Annotated in this window: 16 protein-coding genes; 12 read left to right on the forward strand and 4 right to left on the reverse strand. The window is 69.9% G+C overall.

Going from position 1 to position 16,938, the window contains the following annotated elements; translation table 11 throughout:
• Nucleotides 1-119: 119 nt before the first annotated feature.
• Genes ACIBO2_RS09945 through ACIBO2_RS09955 form a run of 3 tightly spaced genes read left to right on the forward strand, consistent with a single transcriptional unit; the run spans nt 120 to nt 2,940 of the window.
• The gene (locus tag ACIBO2_RS09945; RefSeq protein WP_358552495.1) at nt 120-1,427 is read left to right on the forward strand and encodes a hypothetical protein; all 1,308 of its coding nucleotides are present in this window, start codon (nt 120-122) and stop codon (nt 1,425-1,427) included.
• Nucleotides 1,424-2,536, forward strand: a complete 1,113-nt coding sequence (locus ACIBO2_RS09950; RefSeq protein WP_358552493.1) for a molybdopterin-dependent oxidoreductase — start codon at nt 1,424-1,426, stop codon at nt 2,534-2,536. The genes ACIBO2_RS09945 and ACIBO2_RS09950 overlap by 4 nt, the downstream gene beginning before the upstream one ends.
• Nucleotides 2,533-2,940 carry a hypothetical protein gene (locus ACIBO2_RS09955; protein WP_358552491.1) on the forward strand — a complete coding sequence of 136 codons (408 nt, stop codon included), beginning with the start codon at nt 2,533-2,535 and terminating at the stop codon, nt 2,938-2,940. Before ACIBO2_RS09950 ends, ACIBO2_RS09955 begins: the two co-directional genes overlap by 4 nt.
• Here ACIBO2_RS09955 and ACIBO2_RS09960 read toward each other — a convergent pair.
• Nucleotides 2,873-3,532: a glycosyltransferase family 2 protein gene (locus ACIBO2_RS09960; RefSeq protein WP_397296309.1), complete on the reverse strand. Its 660-nt coding sequence runs from the start codon at nt 3,530-3,532 to the stop codon at nt 2,873-2,875. The two genes, ACIBO2_RS09955 and ACIBO2_RS09960, sit on opposite strands and share 68 nt — an antisense overlap.
• 17 nt (nt 3,533-3,549) lie before the next feature.
• Nucleotides 3,550-4,545, reverse strand: coding sequence for an NAD-dependent epimerase/dehydratase family protein (locus ACIBO2_RS09965; protein WP_397296311.1), 996 nt, complete (start codon nt 4,543-4,545; stop codon nt 3,550-3,552).
• A 337-nt stretch (nt 4,546-4,882) separates the two neighbouring features.
• Here ACIBO2_RS09965 and ACIBO2_RS09970 point away from each other — a divergent pair, with 337 nt between their 5' ends.
• The 4 genes from ACIBO2_RS09970 to ACIBO2_RS09985 all read left to right on the forward strand — a co-directional run bounded on the left by ACIBO2_RS09970 (nt 4,883) and on the right by ACIBO2_RS09985 (nt 10,531).
• Nucleotides 4,883-5,842 carry an AraC family transcriptional regulator gene (locus tag ACIBO2_RS09970; protein WP_358552487.1) on the forward strand — a complete coding sequence of 320 codons (960 nt, stop codon included), beginning with the start codon at nt 4,883-4,885 and terminating at the stop codon, nt 5,840-5,842.
• Nucleotides 5,843-6,085: 243 nt separating this feature from the next.
• Nucleotides 6,086-9,235, forward strand: coding sequence for a BTAD domain-containing putative transcriptional regulator (locus tag ACIBO2_RS09975; RefSeq protein ID WP_358552485.1), 3,150 nt, complete (start codon nt 6,086-6,088; stop codon nt 9,233-9,235).
• A 131-nt stretch (nt 9,236-9,366) separates the two neighbouring features.
• Entirely contained in the window at nt 9,367-10,056 is a 690-nt protein-coding gene (locus ACIBO2_RS09980) for a type 1 glutamine amidotransferase domain-containing protein (protein ID WP_358552483.1), read from the forward strand.
• Nucleotides 10,057-10,096: 40 nt separating this feature from the next.
• Nucleotides 10,097-10,531: a VOC family protein gene (locus ACIBO2_RS09985; RefSeq protein ID WP_358552481.1), complete on the forward strand. Its 435-nt coding sequence runs from the start codon at nt 10,097-10,099 to the stop codon at nt 10,529-10,531.
• A 36-nt stretch (nt 10,532-10,567) separates the two neighbouring features.
• On the opposite strand, the gene ACIBO2_RS09990 is transcribed toward ACIBO2_RS09985, so the two are convergent.
• Nucleotides 10,568-10,849, reverse strand: a complete 282-nt coding sequence (locus ACIBO2_RS09990; protein ID WP_358552479.1) for a substrate-binding domain-containing protein — start codon at nt 10,847-10,849, stop codon at nt 10,568-10,570.
• A 93-nt stretch (nt 10,850-10,942) separates the two neighbouring features.
• Complete coding sequence (locus ACIBO2_RS09995; RefSeq protein ID WP_358552477.1) at nt 10,943-11,884, reverse strand: LacI family DNA-binding transcriptional regulator; 942 nt, start codon at nt 11,882-11,884, stop codon at nt 10,943-10,945.
• Between the two features lie 164 nt (nt 11,885-12,048).
• Here ACIBO2_RS09995 and ACIBO2_RS10000 point away from each other — a divergent pair, with 164 nt between their 5' ends.
• Genes ACIBO2_RS10000 through ACIBO2_RS10020 form a run of 5 tightly spaced genes read left to right on the forward strand, consistent with a single transcriptional unit; the run spans nt 12,049 to nt 16,723 of the window.
• On the forward strand, nt 12,049-12,840 hold the full coding sequence (locus ACIBO2_RS10000) for an ABC transporter permease (protein ID WP_357640695.1): 792 nt from the start codon (nt 12,049-12,051) through the stop codon (nt 12,838-12,840).
• Nucleotides 12,837-13,628: an ABC transporter permease gene (locus tag ACIBO2_RS10005; RefSeq protein WP_358552473.1), complete on the forward strand. Its 792-nt coding sequence runs from the start codon at nt 12,837-12,839 to the stop codon at nt 13,626-13,628. Before ACIBO2_RS10000 ends, ACIBO2_RS10005 begins: the two co-directional genes overlap by 4 nt.
• Nucleotides 13,625-14,602, forward strand: coding sequence for an ABC transporter ATP-binding protein (locus ACIBO2_RS10010; RefSeq protein WP_358552471.1), 978 nt, complete (start codon nt 13,625-13,627; stop codon nt 14,600-14,602). Before ACIBO2_RS10005 ends, ACIBO2_RS10010 begins: the two co-directional genes overlap by 4 nt.
• Before the next feature lie 13 nt (nt 14,603-14,615).
• On the forward strand, nt 14,616-15,653 hold the full coding sequence (locus ACIBO2_RS10015; RefSeq protein ID WP_397296316.1) for a polyamine ABC transporter substrate-binding protein: 1,038 nt from the start codon (nt 14,616-14,618) through the stop codon (nt 15,651-15,653).
• Nucleotides 15,650-16,723, forward strand: coding sequence for a hypothetical protein (locus ACIBO2_RS10020; protein ID WP_358552467.1), 1,074 nt, complete (start codon nt 15,650-15,652; stop codon nt 16,721-16,723). Before ACIBO2_RS10015 ends, ACIBO2_RS10020 begins: the two co-directional genes overlap by 4 nt.
• Nucleotides 16,724-16,938: the final 215 nt, after the last annotated feature.

The following is a 16,938-nucleotide window of genomic DNA, read 5'->3' on the forward strand; positions in this document are numbered from 1 at the left end:
CCTGGGGCGACTCTTACGGGATTGTTACGGGTGGCCGTCTCTTACGCAGTCTCTTACGGGGTTGTTACGGGCGGCCGTGGCGGCGGTCGCAAGCGGCCAGAGGGTGACACGCTCGGTTCGTGAGCAGATACACGGTGTTCGCCGGCGCGACGCTTGTCGCCCTGGTGCTCGTCCTGATCAGGATGGCGTTGGGCGGGCCCGGCCTGCTCAACTGGTACCTGCTGGCATGGGGGCTGTTCGCGGCCGCCTTCTGGGGGGCGCGCAAGGTGCCGAAGCGGGAGCTGACCCTGCTGGTCGTGGCGGGCGGAATGGTGGTGACCGCCACCGGCCTGGTCGCGCCGCCGAGCACGAGCACCGACTCCTTCCGGTACGCGTGGGACGGCCGGGTGCAGGCGGCCGGGCACTCGCCGTACGACTACGCGCCCGCCGATCCGGCGCTCGGCCCGCTGCGCGATGACTGGCTCTTCCCCGATGACTGCGCCGCGCCCGGCCTCGCCCACCTGGCGGAGGGAGTCTGCACGCGCATCAACAGGCCGCTCGTGCACACCATCTATCCGCCGCTGGCCGAGGGCTATTTCCGGCTGGTGCACTGGTTGTCGCCCGATGGGGCGCGGCACAAGCCGTACCAGGTGGGTGGCGCGCTGATGGCGATCGCGGTGCTGCTGGCACTGCTGCGATGGATCGGCGTCAGACAGGCCGCGTGCTGGGCGTGGTGCCCGGCCGTGCCCGCTGAGGCGGTCAACAACGCCCACGTCGACATGCTGGGCGTCCTGCTGGTGGTGCTCGCCTTCTGCGTGGTCCGGGGCAGAGGAGCGCTGCTCGGCGCCGGGATCGCGGCCAAGCTGCTGCCGGCCGTCACGCTTCCCGGCGCGCTGTCCGGGGTGTTGCGCGACGGGGTCGCCTGGCGGCGTGTCCTGGCCGTCGTGCTGCCCGCCGGGGCCGTCGTCGTGCTGAGCTATCTGCCGTACGTGCTCGCCTCGCGGGCTTCCGTGCTGGGCTACCTGTTCGGCTACCTCCAGGAGGAGGGCTACGAGGCGCCGTCGGCGAGACAGCGATACGGGGTGTTGCGGCTGGTCATGCCGGATTCCTGGACGCCGTTCGCCGCCATCGCCGTCCTGGGTCTGGTGATCTGGCTCGTGCTACGCCACGGTGACCCGGACCGCCCATGGGCGGGGGCGCTGCTGGTCAGCGGATCGCTCCTGCTCCTGCTCACCCCGGCCTACTCCTGGTACGCGCTCCTGGTCGTCGCGCTGGCCGCCATGGACGGGCGATGGGAGTGGCTGGGCGTGGCGCTGGCCGGCGCGGTCGCCTACCTGTTCGGGCCGTCCACCCTGGCCTATGCGCTGGCCACGGTGGGGGTCGTCGCGGGCTGGGCCGTACGACAGAGGCGTGCGGCCGGCACCCTCGAGGAGGCAGGAGCACGATGATGTTCATCCAGACGCTCTCGGCCAGGTTCACCAGCCGCCTGAGGTCGGAGCAGGTGTCGGCCAGGCTGGGCATGTGGCTGGGGATCAGCTTCACGCTCGCCTTCGCGACGGGGCTGTTCAGCCACTTCACCCAGCATCCGCCCCCCTGGCTGCTGTGGCCGTCGCGGCCGGTCAACCTGTACCGCGTCACGCAGGGCCTGCACGTCATCGGCGGCATCGCCACGGTGCCGCTGCTCCTGGCGAAACTGTGGGCCGTCTACCCGAAGTTGTGGCAGTGGCCGCCGCTGCGCTCGGTGGGCCACGCGGCCGAGCGGCTGTTCGTCCTGCTCCTCGTGGCGGGGGCGCTGTTCCAGCTCGTCACCGGGCTGATGAACATCGCCTACGACTACGCCTGGCCGTTCGGATTCATCCAGGCGCACTACTGGACGGGTTTCATCGTCTACGGCGCGCTCGTCGTCCACGTCGTCAACGAGTGGGCCAAGCTCCGGCGACACCTGTGGACCAGGGTTCAGGACCCTGACCGCCGTCGCTTCCTGTACACGATCGCCGCCGCCTGCGGCGTGGCCGCTCTGGTCACCGCGGGCGAGACCGTCGCCCCGCTGGGGCGGCTGGCCGTACTGGCGCCGCGCAACCCGCGCATCGGCTCCCAGGGTGTGCCCGTGAACAGGTCCGCGCTCGCCGCCGGCATCACCGGGGCGATCGGCGACCCGGGCTACCGGCTGGTCGTGATGGGCGCCGTCCGCACGCCGCTCTCCCTCACCTACGCCGATCTGGTACGACTGCCGCAGCACACGGTCAGCCTGCCCATCTCGTGCGTGGAGGGCTGGAGCGTGGAGTGCGAATGGACCGGAATCCGGCTGCGCGACCTGATCGCCCAGGCAGGCGGCTCCCCCGAGGCGTACCTGACGGTCGAGTCGCTCGAACAGAACGGCTACTACCGCAGCAGCGAGATCCGGCCACCGCACTGGAACGATCCGCTGACCCTGCTCGCACTGAAGATCAACGGCCAGTCCCTGGACGCCGACCATGGCTACCCGGTCCGGCTGATCGCGCCGAACCGGCCCGGGGTCATGCAGACCAAATGGGTCACGAGGGTGAGGGTGTCATGAGATGGCTCGGATACGTATTCGGCGGCGCCCTGGTGGCGCTCGGCTTCGCCGGGCTGCTCATGGACAGCGACCCGCCCGGCTGGGCGTTGTGGTTCGGCGGCGTCCTGATCGCGCACGACGCCGTGCTGGCGCCCGCGGTGCTGCTCGCCGGCGTACTCGTGGCCAGGGCGGGCGCGGCGCTGAGGGCATGGCTGATCGTGGCGGGGATGGCGACGCTCGCGACGCTGCCGACGGTCTTGGCGCTGGGCAGGCGGGCGGACAACCCGTCGATCCTGCCGCACGACTACGCGCTCAACCTGCTGATCGTCCTGGCCGGGACCGGGCTCGTCGCCGCCGTCATCCGTCTCGCAGGACGGCTCGCATATCGGAGATCGCCCGAACGGTCCCGCGAACGGTCCCAGTGACCTTCGACCGCCCGCGACGGGCCAGGTAGCCGATGTCGACCTCGGCGATCCGCCACCCGGCGCCCGCTCCCCGCAGCACCATCTCCAGCGGGTAGCCGAACCTGCGGTCCCGCAGCCCGAGCGCGAGGAGTTCGGCCCGGCGGCAGGCCCGCATCGGCCCCAGGTCGTGCAGGGCCGCACCGGTACGGCGGCGCAGCTTCGCGGCCAGCACCGCGTTGCCCAGCCTGGCGTGCAAGGGCCACGACGCGCCAGGCCGGCGCACCCTCCTGCCGAGCACCAGATCGCTCTGCCCGCCCAGGACCGGGGCGACGACCTCGGGCAGCTGCCGCGGATCGAGAGAAGCGTCGGCGTCCATGAAGCAGACCAGCTCGGACGTGGCGGCCAGCAGCCCCGCGTGGCAGGCCGCCCCGAACCCGCGCCGCGGCTCGCTCACCACCAGCGCGCCCAGCTCCGCGGCGATCTTCGCCGAGGAGTCGGTGGAGCCGTTGTCGGCCACGATCGGGCGGTAGCCCGGCGGCATCCGTTCGAGCACCCAGGCGAGGGCGGCTTCCTCGTTCAGGCAGGGCAGCACTACATCGATGGTCGTTGTCATGGCGTCCCCAGAGCGGGTCATGGCGTCCCCAGAGCGGCGGTGGCGAACTCCTTCATGCCGGTCTCGAAGCCGATCTCGGCCTCGAACCCGAGCTCGGCGCGGGCCCGGCCGGGCGCGGCGACGATGTGCCGGACGTCGCCCAGCCGGTACTCGCCGGTGACGACGGGCTCGGGCCCACCGCGCTCCGCCGCCAGGGCGGCGGCCATCTGCCCGACGGAGTGCGGGACGCCGCTGGCGATGTTGTACGCGACCAGGCCACCCGCGACCGGCTCGGCCTCGGCGGCCGCCAGGTTCGCCCGCGCCACGTCGCGCACGTGCACGAAGTCGCGCATCTGACAGCCGTCCTCGAACACCCGGGGCGCCCGTCCGGCTTCCAGCGCCGACCTGAAGATGGCGGCGACACCCGCGTAGGGCGTGTCGCGCGGCATCCGCGGCCCGTACACGTTGTGGTATCTCAGCGCCACCGCGCTCCCGCCGGTCTCCCTCGCCCAGTTCGCGGCCAGGTGTTCCTGGGCCAGCTTGGTCGTGGCGTAGGCGTTGCGCGGGTCCATCGGCGCGTCCTCCCCGATCACGGCCGAGCGCACCGCCTCGCCGCAGACAGGGCAGGACGGGTCGAACCGCCCCCGCTCCAGGTCGGCCGCCGAGCGCGGGCCAGGCCTGACCCGGCCGTGTTCGGCGCAGTCGTAGGCGCCTTCGCCGTAGACCACCATCGAGGAGGCCATCACCAGCCGCCCGACGTGATGTGTGGCCATCGCGGCCAGCAGCACGGCGGTGCCGTACACGTTGACCGAGGCGTAGTCCGGCAGGTCGGCCACGTTCACGCCGAGCCCGACCTTCGCCGCCTGATGCACCACCAGATCCACCTCGGGCAGCAGTCGGTCCAGGGTGTCCCGGTCGCGAAGATCGGCCCCGTCGCGCAGATCGAGTCCCGACACCTCATGCCCCGCGGCCTCGAACGACTCGACGACATGACTTCCAATGAAACCGGCCGAACCGGTGACCATCACCTTCACCTCACCGACAGTAATGATCGGACCCGGCCGGCCGAAGGAGGCGAGGGCTGACGTTCGCAACCTGTAAGAACCTTGAGGAGAAAGCCGATCGTGGCGTTACCGAGGAGAAGGAGCGCACGGACGGGCGTCGGCGATGAAACCCAGGTTCCTTGGGATGTGGAAAATTACCTGGTCATCCCCACCGGGACTCCGGCAAGCTCCACGCGGGCTCCACGCGGGCACCGCCATCCGCGTCTCCCGCTTTCGCCATGCGTTGCGCTGACCTGACAACACGTGCTGGAGTCGGGATCGGGACGCAAGATGTGCTTTCCACATTCGTGCCGCAGGAAGGTTCACCATGACGACCTCGGAGATCGAGCACCGCGAGAGTTCGGCGGACCTCATCTCGGTGCTGGACGCGCGCACGCCCAAGACCGGCGGCAACGACGGCGGCTGGCCCGGTCTGACTCTTTACCGCTTCACCGAGCCGGTGGCTCCCGCCTGGGAGGAGATCCAGTCACTGTCGCTCGGGATCGTTTCGCAGGGCAGCAAGGCGGTGATCGTGGATGGCAGTCGCTACGTCTATGACCCGCTCCATTACCTTGTGCTCGGCGGCAACCTGCACTTCCAGGCCGAGATCCTGCAGGCCAGCCCCCGCGAGCCGTTCCTGTCCTTCGTGCTGGAGATCGACCCGGCGCTGGTGCGAAAGGTCTCCACCGGCATGCTCGGCCGACGTTCCAGCGCGTTCGGCGCGGCTTCGGAACAGGGCGAGGCCGACCGGTGCGTCGTCTCCCCCCTCGATCCGGAGCTCATGGCGGCGGTCCTGCGGTTTCTGCGCTCGCTCGACAGCGGCGCCGATCGACGGGTGCTGGCGCCGATGTGCGTGGAGGAGATGGTCTATCGCGTGTTACGCCGCGAGCAGTTCTCCCGGATGCTGCACCTCGCGGCCAGGCAAGCCTCGCGCACCCCGATCTCCGCCGCGCTCACGTTCGCCCGAGCGCACTACGCGGAGCCGTTGACGGTCAATGACCTGGCCAAGCAGGTGGCCTTGAGCCCGTCCGCGTTCTCGGCCTTGTTCCGCGAGGCCACCGGCCGCACGCCGTATCGGTTTCTCAAGGACTATCGGCTCGACCGGGCGCGCGAGCTGCTTGTCGACCGCCGGATGACGGTCTCCGAAGTGTCCCGCCACGTGGGCTACGCGAGCGTTTCGCACTTCATCAAGGAATTCCGCAACCGCTTCGGCGATACACCGGCGGCCTACGTCGACGCGCACAACCTGGAGGCAGAGCTGCGCAGGATGCGCTCAGACGTTGAGTAGCGCCGGATCCCCGCCCGCGGCGGCGCGGACCGGCCGCACTGACTGCCTAGAGTCACGGATTTCCTATACGGGTTCAGCGTCATAAACTCATCCCGCGCAGGGTGGGTACGTGCGACCGTGGCCCGCACAGTCGGCGATCCGTCATATCAATCCAGGGGGTTGGCAGGCGTGGCTGTGCCAGTTCGTCCGGGGGGCGGCGAGGCCGGGCCGGCCTCCGGGGTGCGTCTGCAGATTCTCGGTCCGTTGCGACTTTGGCGTGATGGTGTCGAGCTGGATTCCGGCCCCCGGCAGCAGGCCTACCTGCTCGCGCTGCTCCTGGCCCGTGAGGGCCGGCTGATCAGCACGAGCGAGCTGGTCGAGCTGATCTGGGACGGCGGCGATCCCGCCAGTGCCGTCAACGTCATCCACAAGTATGTCGGCGCGCTGCGGCGATTACTCGAGCCCGCGCTCCCGATCCGCGGGACCGGCTCGTACCTGCGGCGGAAGGGTAACGGGTATCTGTTCGTCGCCGGGACCGGCATGCTGGACCTGGTCGTCTTCCGGCAGCGCGTCCAGGCCGCCGGCGCGGCACTCGCGGAGCAGCGGCACGAGGCGGCGCTGGACTCATACGTGGCGGCGTTGGAGCTCTGGCAGGGCTCCGCGGGCGAGGGGCTGGCCTACGGACCGGCCGCCATGTCGATCTTCGCGGGGCTGGATGACGAGTTCTTCGCCGCGTGCTGGGCGGCCGCCGAGCTCGCGATGTCGCTGGGCCGCCCGGAGCGCGTGCTGCCCCACGTGCAACTGGCCGCCTCGATGGCGCCGCTGCACGAGCCCGTGCAGGCGAGCCTCATCTCCACCCTGGGCGCCGCCGGACAACAGGCTCAGGCGCTGGCGGTATACCGGACGGTCCGTACGCGTCTGGTCGAGGAGCTCGGCATCGATCCCGGCCCGGCGTTGCGGGCCGCGCACCGGCGGGTGCTGAGCGAGACTTCGACGATGGCCGATGGGCAGCTGCCGTTGACAACGGGGCACACGGCCGCGGCAGCCGAGACACAGCCCGCTGGTGGCCTGGTCGGCCGGGCCGAGGAACTCGCGGTGCTCCGGCAGGCGGCGGAGTCGGCGATGGCCGGAGGCAGGGGGCTCGTCGTCGTCGATGGCGAGCCGGGGGTGGGCAAGACCCGCCTGCTGGAGGAGATCGCCGCCGAGGCGGATCGGCGTGGCGCGCTCGTCGTCTGGGGCCGGTGCCTGGAGGGCGAGGGAACGCCGTCGATGTGGCCGTGGGTGCAGGTGGTCGGCACGGTCCTGGAGGCGCTGCCCACGGCGGCGCGGGCGAAGTGGCTCTCCGGCGCGCTCGGCCGGCTCGTCGACCCGCGCGAGCACGGCATCGACGCGCCGACGTTGTCGGAAGGCGGTGCCCAGTTCCGCCTGTTCGAACGGGTCGTGGCCGCCATCGGCGAGCTCTCGGCGCGGCGGCCGGTGCTGCTCGTCATCGACGACCTGCAGTGGGCCGACGTCGCCTCGCTGCATCTGTTCAGCCATCTGGCGGCCCGGCTGCCGGGTGGCGCCGTGATCATCGGGGCGCTCCGCGACCGCGCGCCCGTGCCCGGCACGGAGCTGTCGCGGATGCTCGCCGCGGCGAGCCGGGTGTCCGGCCAGCGCCGCGTCCACCTCGGCCCGCTCAACCTGGCCGAGGTGACCGAGATCGTCCGTGGCGAGATCGGCCACCTTCCCGGCCCGGACGCCGCCAGCGGCATCCACGCCCGTACCGCCGGCAACCCGTTCTTCGTCCGGGAACTGTCCCGGCTGCTCGCCGACGGCGGCGTGCTGACCGCGGACGCTGTGGCCCGGGCAGGAGTGCCGTCCACCGTGCGTGACGTCGTACGCGACCGGATGGCCGATCTCGACGACGATGCCCGGGGCCTGCTCCAGGTCGCCGCGCTCATCGGCCGGGACGTCGACCTCCGCCTGCTCACCCGCACCGCCGGCCTCGACATCCCGACCTGCCTGGACCGCCTCGAACCGCTGGAGGCGCTCGGCCTGCTCGGGCCGGCCCTCGATGACCCGTACTCGTTGCGTTTCGCGCACGACCTGGTCCGCGAGTCGGTCGCCGGGACCACGCCGCGGCGGCGCACGCCCCGGCTGCACCTGAGCGTCGCGGACGCGCTGGAGGGCATCGGCTCCGAGGGCGAGGCCGTCGCCGAGCGCCTGGCCTACCACCTGTGGGCGGCCGGCCCGCTGGCGGACCCGGCCCGGACCGCGGGGGCCCTGGTGCGCGCGGGCCGCCGCGCGGCGGCCAAGTCCGCGTTCGAGGCCGCCGAGCGGCAGCTGCGGATGGCCGCGCAGGTCGCGCGGACGGCGGGCCTGGCCGAACTGGAGTTGTCCGCGCTGTCGCAGCTCACCGCGGTCGTCGGGATGCGTTCGATGTACGGAGCCGCGGCACTCGAACTGCTGGAACGCGCCGAGCACCTGGCCCGTGACCTCGGCCGGGAACTGGAGGCCACCGACTTCCTCTTCTCCCGCTGGGTCGTGCACGCTCAGGGCATCCAGCTCGACCGCAGCGGCACGCTGGCGCGCCAGTTGCTCGATCACGGCCAGGCGTCCAGCGACCCGATCGTGTACGCGTACGGCCTGGAAGCCTGGGGCCTTCACCAGTGGGACGTGGGCAACATCGGGGAGGCTTTCCACTTCCTCAACAAATCCCACCAGATCATGCTGAACGGCCTCGCCAGGCGCGAGGAGAACCCGGTCCGGCACGACCTGCAGCTGTTGATGGCCGGAATGCTCGCGGAGATTACCGCGCTCCACGGTGACGTCGAAACAGGGCGGGCGCTGCTCGACACGCTGGAGACCGAGACGGGCGAGGCCACTTACGCGGTCACGATCTGGTCCGCCATCGCCGTGCGGATGGCCGCGATCATCGGCGACCCGGCCGAGGCGTCGCGCGCGGCGGAGCGGGGGATCGCCGTGGACCCCGAGTTCTCCTTCGTCTTCCTCGGCACCTACCAGCGGCTGGCCCGGTGCTGGGCGCAGGCCATGACCGGCGAGGACCCGGCCGGCGCCGCGGCGGCGGCCGAGCGGATCATCGACGCGCACCTCGTCGACCCGCCGCTCTCGTGCGTCGCCACGTGGTACGGGCTGCTCGGCGAGATGCGGCTCGCCGCCGGGATGCCGGCCGAGGCCGCCGCGGCGCTGGACCGGGCCGACTACTACCTCGACGCCTACGGCCAGCGCTACTCGGAAGGGCTGATCCTGCTGCTGCGAGCGCGGCTGCTGCGGGCACTCGGCGAGCCCGTCGCGGTCGTCCGGGCCGCCGCCGAGAAGGCCCGGGCGTTGTCCGCCGAACGTGGGGCCCACCTGTTCGCCCGCCGCGCCGAGAAGTTCCTGGCGGACCTCGGCGCTGATCGCGCCCAGTGATGAGTCCAGTGCGTCTTCACTTGTCATCAACAAGGGTGCGCGCGCGGGTTCCACTTGCCGTCCAGTAGCCGTCAAGCACGTACCTCGTATGTTTCGGGCGTAGCCGACGAACAACACGAGGAGCGGGAACCGTGAAGGTTTTGATCGTGCTGACCTCGCATGACCAGCTGGGTGACACCGGGCGCAAGACCGGGTTCTGGCTGGAGGAGCTTGCCGCGCCGTACTACCACTTCAAGGACGCCGGATGGGAGATCACGCTGGCCTCACCGAAGGGCGGGCGAGCGCCTTTGGACCCGAAGAGCAACGAGGAACAGTTCAAGACCGACCAGACCCGCCGGTTCGAGGCCGACGCCGACGCCGAGGCCCAGCTGGACCAGACGGTGCGGCTGGAGTCGGTGTCAGCCGACGACTTCGACACGGTCTTCTACCCGGGCGGGCATGGCCCGCTATGGGACCTGGCCGAGGACGAGGCGTCGATCAGGCTGATCGAACGGATCGTCGACACCGGCAAGCCTCTGTCGATGGTGTGCCACGCGCCGGGCGCGCTGCGTCACGCCAAGAAGCCGGACGGCACCCCGCTGGTGGCCGGCCGCAGGCTGACCGGCTTCACCGACAGCGAGGAAGAAGCCATGGGCCTGACCAAGGTCGTGCCCTTCCTGGTGGAGGACGAGCTCATCGCCAAGGGCGCCGACTTCTCCAAGGCCGGCGACTTCGAGTCGTACGTGGTGACCGACGGACTGCTCATCACCGGACAGAACCCCGCCTCCTCCGGACCCGCCGCACTCGAGCTGATCGCACTGGTCGGCAAGAGCGCGGCCTAGCCCTCCTTTCAACTCATGACTCACGGATGAGGAACCACAGATGAGCGATGCCACCGCACCCCCCTTCGCCGGCCTGGCCCATTTCGCCTTCACCGTCAGGGATCTCGAGGCCAGCGTGGCGTGGTACCAGAAGGTCTTCCAGGCCGAACTCGTGAACGGCAAGCTTCCCCACTACGGCCGCGAGTGGACCGGATACGCGGAGCTCGTCATCGAGCCCCGCACCGGTCTGGCCATCGGCCTGCACCACAACGTGGCCAACCAGGGCGAGGAGTTCGACGAGGTCCGCACCGGCCTCGACCACATCTCCCTGAAAGTGGACGGCCGCGAAGGACTGCTCGCCTGGTCGGACTGGCTCGACAGGCTCGGCGTCGCGCACTCCGGCATCCAGAGCGTGAAGGAGCCCTTCGTCTACTCGGTAGTCATCTTCCGGGACATCGACAACATTCAGCTCGAGGTCATGGCCGTCGACGTCTGACGCGGTCCTCCCCCAGGCGGCTCGGCTGAGACCCGGTCAGCCGCCTGCCGGTGGAGCGGTGCTCTGCCGGATCGTGAGGGTGGTGGCCAGTTCGAGGCCGACCCGCGGTGTCTCCTCTCCGCGGCCCAAGGCGAGGGCGAGTTCGGTGGCGGCCGCGGCCATCTCGGTCAGTGGCTGGTGAACGGTGGTCAGCGGAGGATCGACCAGGGCGGCGACGGGCAGGTCATCGAAGCCCACCACGCTCAGGTCCGCCGGGATCCGCAGCCCCAGCGCCCGCACGGCCTGGTAGACGCCGAGCGCCAGCACCGCGAACCGCATCCGCCGTATCCCCCTCTGTCGCCGCTGACGTTCGGGAGTATTTTGGACCGGCGATGCAATTGGATTGCAGCGGACTGGATATCGGGCAACGCCCTAGCTGATCGGGACCGTGAGGCGGCGTCTGGTGGGCGGTGGCTCCTTGCGCTCGCCGAGAAGGGTCATGAGCTGGTCCATGGCCACCTCGCCGAGTTTCTCGCCGTCCACGTCGATCGCGGGGACGTCGTCCAGGCCGAGGCTCTCGACGATCATGCGCTCCGAGCTGACCACGACATCACGGATTCCCCGGCTGATCAGGGCGAACATAAGACCGAGGCCGATCGAGGTGGCGTAGGGGACCACGGCGGTGGCGCGGGCGGCCACCACGGCCTCCGCCGTCCCCACTCCGGCGGCGAACGTCGAGGGGTACGGGCCGAGCATGGTCAGCGTCGCGCCGCTCGACTCGGTCGCGGCGCGGACGGCGGCCTGGCGCTGGCGATCCTGCCAGGAGCCCGACGGGCCGCCGATGTAGACGATGCGCTCGTGACCCTTCTCGACGAACCAGGAGACGAGCGCGCCAAAGGCGCTGGCCGTGTCGGCGACCGCCGAGGTCATGCCCTCGATCTCGCGGTCGATGAGCACGGTCGGCTTGAACGACGCGGCGGCGCGGACGATCTCGTCCGAACCTCGGGGCGCGGTGAGCAGGAAGCCGTCGACCTGGTGCGCGAGCTGCTCGATCGCGGCGATCTGGGCCTTGTGCTCCAGAGAGTGCACCGAGATGGTCAGCTGCATCCCCGAGTCGGCCGCGCGCGCCTGGGCCCCGCCGATGATCGGGGTGAAGAAGGTATTGTCGAGCGTGGGCACCACTACGGCGACCACCCCGGTCCGCCCGCGGGCCAGCTGGGTGGCCGCCCGGTTGGGGACGAAGCCGAGCTGCTCGGCGGCCGCGCGGACGCGGGCCACCGTCTCCGGGGCGGCCTGGTCCGGCCGGCCCAGCGCGCGGGAGGCCGTCGCCTTCGAAACCCCGGCCAGCGCGGCGACGTCCGCGAGTGTCGGCACTCATCCTCCTAGATTCGTTACCTGAATTTCACACAGGGGTTTGTGCGCGAGGCCGCTCATAACTTATGGTCAGGCTCCTGGAACCGGTTCCGCAACCGGTTCCAAGCAAGCGTACGCCACTGAGAAAGGACGCCGACATCTCCCGCACATCGGCCTTTCTACTGGTGCCTGGTCTCGTCCTTCTCGTCGCAGGCTTCCTCATCCCCTCCGCCGCGATGCTCTTCGCGCCGCCGGACGTGGCGACCAGCGAGATCTTCGCGCGCCTGGGCGAGATGCTCACGGATCCCTACGACCTTGAGGTGATCGGGCGCACGGTCGGGTTGGCGCTGGCTGTCACGATCATCTGCGTCGTCCTCGGCTTCCCCATCGCTTACTGGCTCGCCCGCTCGCCGTCACGCTGGAGCGGAGTCTTCCTGGCTGTGGCGATCTTCCCATTGATGCTGAGCAATGTGGTGCGGACCTTCGGCTGGCTGGTGATCCTCGGCTCCAAGGGGGCACTCGGCCAGCTGCTCGTCCAGCTCGGCATCGTCGAGGTGGCGCCGCAGCTGCTCTACACCAAGCTGGCGATCATCCTCGGCCTCACGCAGCTGTTCCTGCCGCTGGCGATCATCTCCTGCTACTCGGCCGTCGCCCAGGTCGATCCCGGCCTGGACGACGCCTCGCGCGGGCTCGGCGGGAGCAGGATCCGTACGATGTGGAGCGTCGTCATCCCGCTGACCATGCCGGGCATCGTGGTGGCCGCCACCCTGGTGTTCGCGGGGTCCGTCACGGCCTACACCACGCCCTATCTGCTCGGCGGGTCCAGCCAGCGGATGCTCTCGACGCAGCTGTTCAACTACGCGAGCACCACGGTCGACTGGGCCTCCGCCTCGGCGACGGCGCTCATCATGACGGTGCTGGTCTTCCTGGTCTCCGGGCTGTCCTCGCTGATCGGGCGGAAGGGGGCCACCTCATGAAGCGGCCCATCACCGCGGCGCTCGCGGTCATCGGCTACGTCATCATGATCGTGCCGATCATCTTCGTGGTCGCCACCGCCTTCACGGCGGGCAGCACCCTGAGGTTCCCGCCCGACGGGATCTCGCTGCGCTGGTTCGACGAGGCACTCGGCTACGAGCCGTTCATCGGGGCCGCGATCTCCAGCCTGGAGCTCGCCGTACTCGCCACCGCGCTCGCGCTGCTGGTCGGCGTGCCTGTCACGCTCGCCGTCCACCGGGGGAAGCTTCCTGGCAAGGGGCTGGTCGAGGGGTTGTTCCTGTCGCCGCTCATCGTCCCCGAGCTGGTCGTCGGGCTCGCGCTGTTCCAGCAGCTGATGGTCGGCCTGGACCTGGACAACTTCAGCACCCTGCTGGTCGGGCACACGGCGCTGATGCTGCCTTATGCCGTACGCGTGACCGGCGCCTCCCTCGCGCTGGCCGACCCGGGGCTGGAGGAGGCCGCCCGCGGGCTCGGCGCCTCGCCGCTGCGCGCGTTCTTCAACGTGACGCTGCCCATCCTGCGGCCGGGAATCTTCTCCGCCGGGTTGCTCAGCGTGGTCACCTCCTTCAACAACGTGCCGCTGTCGCTCCTGCTGCAGGGACGCGACTTCCGTACGTTGCCGGTGACGATGCTCGACTACGTCCAGCAGTCCTACGACCCGATGGTCGCCGCCGCTTCCACCCTCGTCCTGGCCGCCACCGTCGTCATCGCGGTGATCGCCGAGCGCACGGTCGGATTCGCCAAGATCTTCGGAGGGATCAACCAATGACCGCCGCCGCCGAGTTGATCGCAGTCACCCAGAGGTTCGGCTCCTTCACCGCCGTCGATGCCATCGACCTCACCGTGCCGTCAGGGCAGCTGACGACGCTGCTGGGCCCGAGCGGCTGCGGCAAGACCACCACGCTGAGGATGATCGCGGGCTACTCGGCGCCGACGTCGGGGACGATCCGCATCGACGGGGTCGACAGCACGCGGACGCCGCCGGAGAAGCGGAATCTGGGGATGGTCTTCCAGTCGTACGCGCTGTTCCCGCACATGACGGTGGCCGACAACGTCGGCTACGGGCTCAAGCTGCGCAAGGTGCCCGCCACCGAAAGGCGGTCACGGGTCATGGAGACGCTCGAGCTCGTCGGGCTCGCGCACCTGGCCGACCGCAAGCCGAAGAAGCTCTCCGGCGGTCAGCAGCAGCGCGTGGCACTGGCCAGAGCGATCGCGATCAGGCCCAAGCTCCTGCTGCTCGACGAGCCGCTGTCCAACCTCGACGCCCGCCTGCGCGTCCAGATGCGGGCCGAGATCCGGCGCATCCAGGCGGAGACCAAGCTGACCGTCATCCTCGTCACCCATGACCAGGACGAGGCGCTGGAGATGTCCGACGAGATGGTCATCATGAACGAGGGCCGGATCGTGCAGCAGGGCTCTCCGCAACAGATCTTCCCCCGTCCGGCCGACCGCTTCGTCGCCGAGTTCCTCGGCTACGAGAACTTCCTCACCTCGGCCGACGGCACCCCGCTGACCATCCGGCCCGAGCATCTGCGCCTCGCCGAGCAAGGTCAGGGCCTTGACGCCAAGGTGGTCGACGTGGCCTTCCGCGGCGTCGACCTGCTGGTCTCGCTCGACGTGGTCGACCCGTCGGGCGCGAGCGTCAGGTTGCTCGCCGACGTACGCAGCGGCACGCCCCTGACTCCCGGATCGAGCGTCTCGGTCATCGCGCCGGACGACCATCTGGTCTCCCTCCCCCGCTGAAAGAAGGAACTCCATGCCAACGCGCCGTGCCGTACTGGCCGCTGCCCTGACGCTGCTCGCCGCGGCCGGATGCTCCGGCTCCGCCGAAAAGCAGAACACCATCGTCGTCAGCACCTTCCCCTTCGGGGTGAAGGAGTTCGAGCAGGCGGTCGTCGCCCCATTCACCAAGCAGACGGGGATCAAGGTCGAGCTGGACACCGGGTCCAACTCCGACCGGCTGTCGAAGCTGCGGCTGGCCAAGGGCAAGCCGGAGGCGGACGTGGTGCTGATCTCCGACTACTTCGCCGCGCTCGGGCAGAAGGACGGCCTCTTCCAGAAGGTGGACGTGCCCAACATCAAGGAGCTCGCGCCGTTCGCGACCGAGGGCACCTTCGAGGGACCGGCCTACACCCACCAGCTCAACGGGATCATCTACAACACCGGAAAGCTGAGCCAGAAGCAGGCCGCCGACTGGGCGCTGTTCGCGGACGCGGCCAACAAGGGCAAGGTCGCTCTACCCGATATTTCGGTGACCGCCGGACAACTCATGATTTCGGGGGTGGGTGAGTCGTACGGCAAGGGCCCCTACGACATCGACACCTCGTTGAAGACCCTGGCCGGCTGGGCGCCGAACGTCCTGCAGTTCTACACCTCCTCGACCGAGGTCACGAACCTGCTGACCCAAGGCGAGATCGTCGCCGCCGACGCGCTGAGCGGCTTCGCCACCAAGCTGGTCACCTCGGGCGAGCCGATCGCCTGGACCGCTCCCGCCAAGGGCCGCTACATGGCCACCAACCGGGCGATGATCCCCAAGGGCGCGCAGAACCAGCAGGGCGCGGCGAAGTTCATCGACTACATGCTGTCGGCCGAGGCGCAGAGCGCCATGGCGAAGGCCGCCGGTGACCTGCCCACGAACCCGAAGGCCGAGATCCCGGCCGACGTCGCCAAGGTGACGGGCGAGGCGGCGAAGGACCCCGTGGCCGCCGGGTTCAAGACCCTCGACCCCGCCCAGCTCGTCGACACCCGCACCACCTGGGTCGACCGCTTCACCCGCGAGGTGGCCGGCAAGTGAACCTCGACCTGATGCCCAAGGTCGATCTGCACTGCCACCTCATCGGCACCGTGCGCGCCTCGACCTTCGCCGAACTGGCCAGGCGCGAGGGGCTCGACCTGCCCGACACGCCCGAGCGAATCTACGCGGACGTGAACTCGCTCCCGCCGGACCCGGCGCTCTACCTGAACACCCGGATCCCGGTTCCGCAGGACAGGAGCGCGGACGAGCCCGCGGTCTCCTACTCGCTGTTCCAGGTCTCCTCGTGGGTTCTCCAGCTCCTGCGCGACCCCGACGATCTCACCAGGATCACCTATGAGGCGTTCGAGGACGCCCACCGGACCAGCGCGACCAGGCATCTCGAAGTCTCCTTCGACGCCCTGACCGAACACCAGGAGAAGCTCGGCTACGCCACGGTCGTCGAGGCGTACGCCGAGGGCATCAGGATGGCCGAACGCGACTTCGGCATGTCGGGCCGGCTCATCGCGGCCGTAGACCGGAGCACGTCGGGCGAGGAGGCGCTCTCCTGGATCCGTACGGTGGTGGACAACCCCCACGACTACGTGGCCGGGATCGGGCTGGACAACCTGGAGACCGTCGGCCCGCCCGAGCGGTTCGAGGCCGCCTTCCGGCTCGCCGGTGCGGCCGGGCTCCGCCGTACCGCTCACTCCTCCGAGCACGCGCCCGTCGCCGTCAACACGGTCACCTGCCTCGACCTGCTCGGGTGCGACCGGATCGACCACGGCTATTTCGTCCTCGAGGACGACGAGGTCGTCGCCAGGGTCAGGGACGAGCAGGTCCCGTTCACGGTCATCTCGACCACCTCGCGGCGCTCGTGGCGGCCGTGGCGGCGGGCGTCGATCGCGGCGATGCTGGAGGCCGGGCTCAACGTCATTCCGGCTTCCGACGACCCGGGGATGTTCCCGACGTCGCTGGCTCAGGAGTATCGGATCCTGTCCGATCAGCTTGGCGTACCGGATGAGCGGTTGCGGGCGATGGCGCTGGCCGGGGTGGAGGCGTGCTGGCTGCCGGAGCCGGAGAAGGACGCGCTGCGCAGGCGCTTCGAGAGCGAGCTCGCGAACCTGGAGTGATCGGACCGTTCATTGGCGACATACGCCTTTCCTTTGGTGGAGGTCGTGGGAGCGATCTCCACTCTGGCGGCGTCGGCAGTCGCCCTTGTCCGCATTCGTGATGATCTCTGCCTGCGGACCGTAGCGGCACCGGGTAATACTCCAAGCTGACCGAGATCAGCGCCGAAGGCGGAATCCGGGAACTCGGCCTGAGAACCGGCACGACCTCGCACGAC

The sequence above is a fragment of the Nonomuraea sp. NPDC050022 genome (genome assembly GCF_044460705.1).
Taxonomy (GTDB): Bacteria; Actinomycetota; Actinomycetes; order Streptosporangiales; family Streptosporangiaceae; genus Nonomuraea.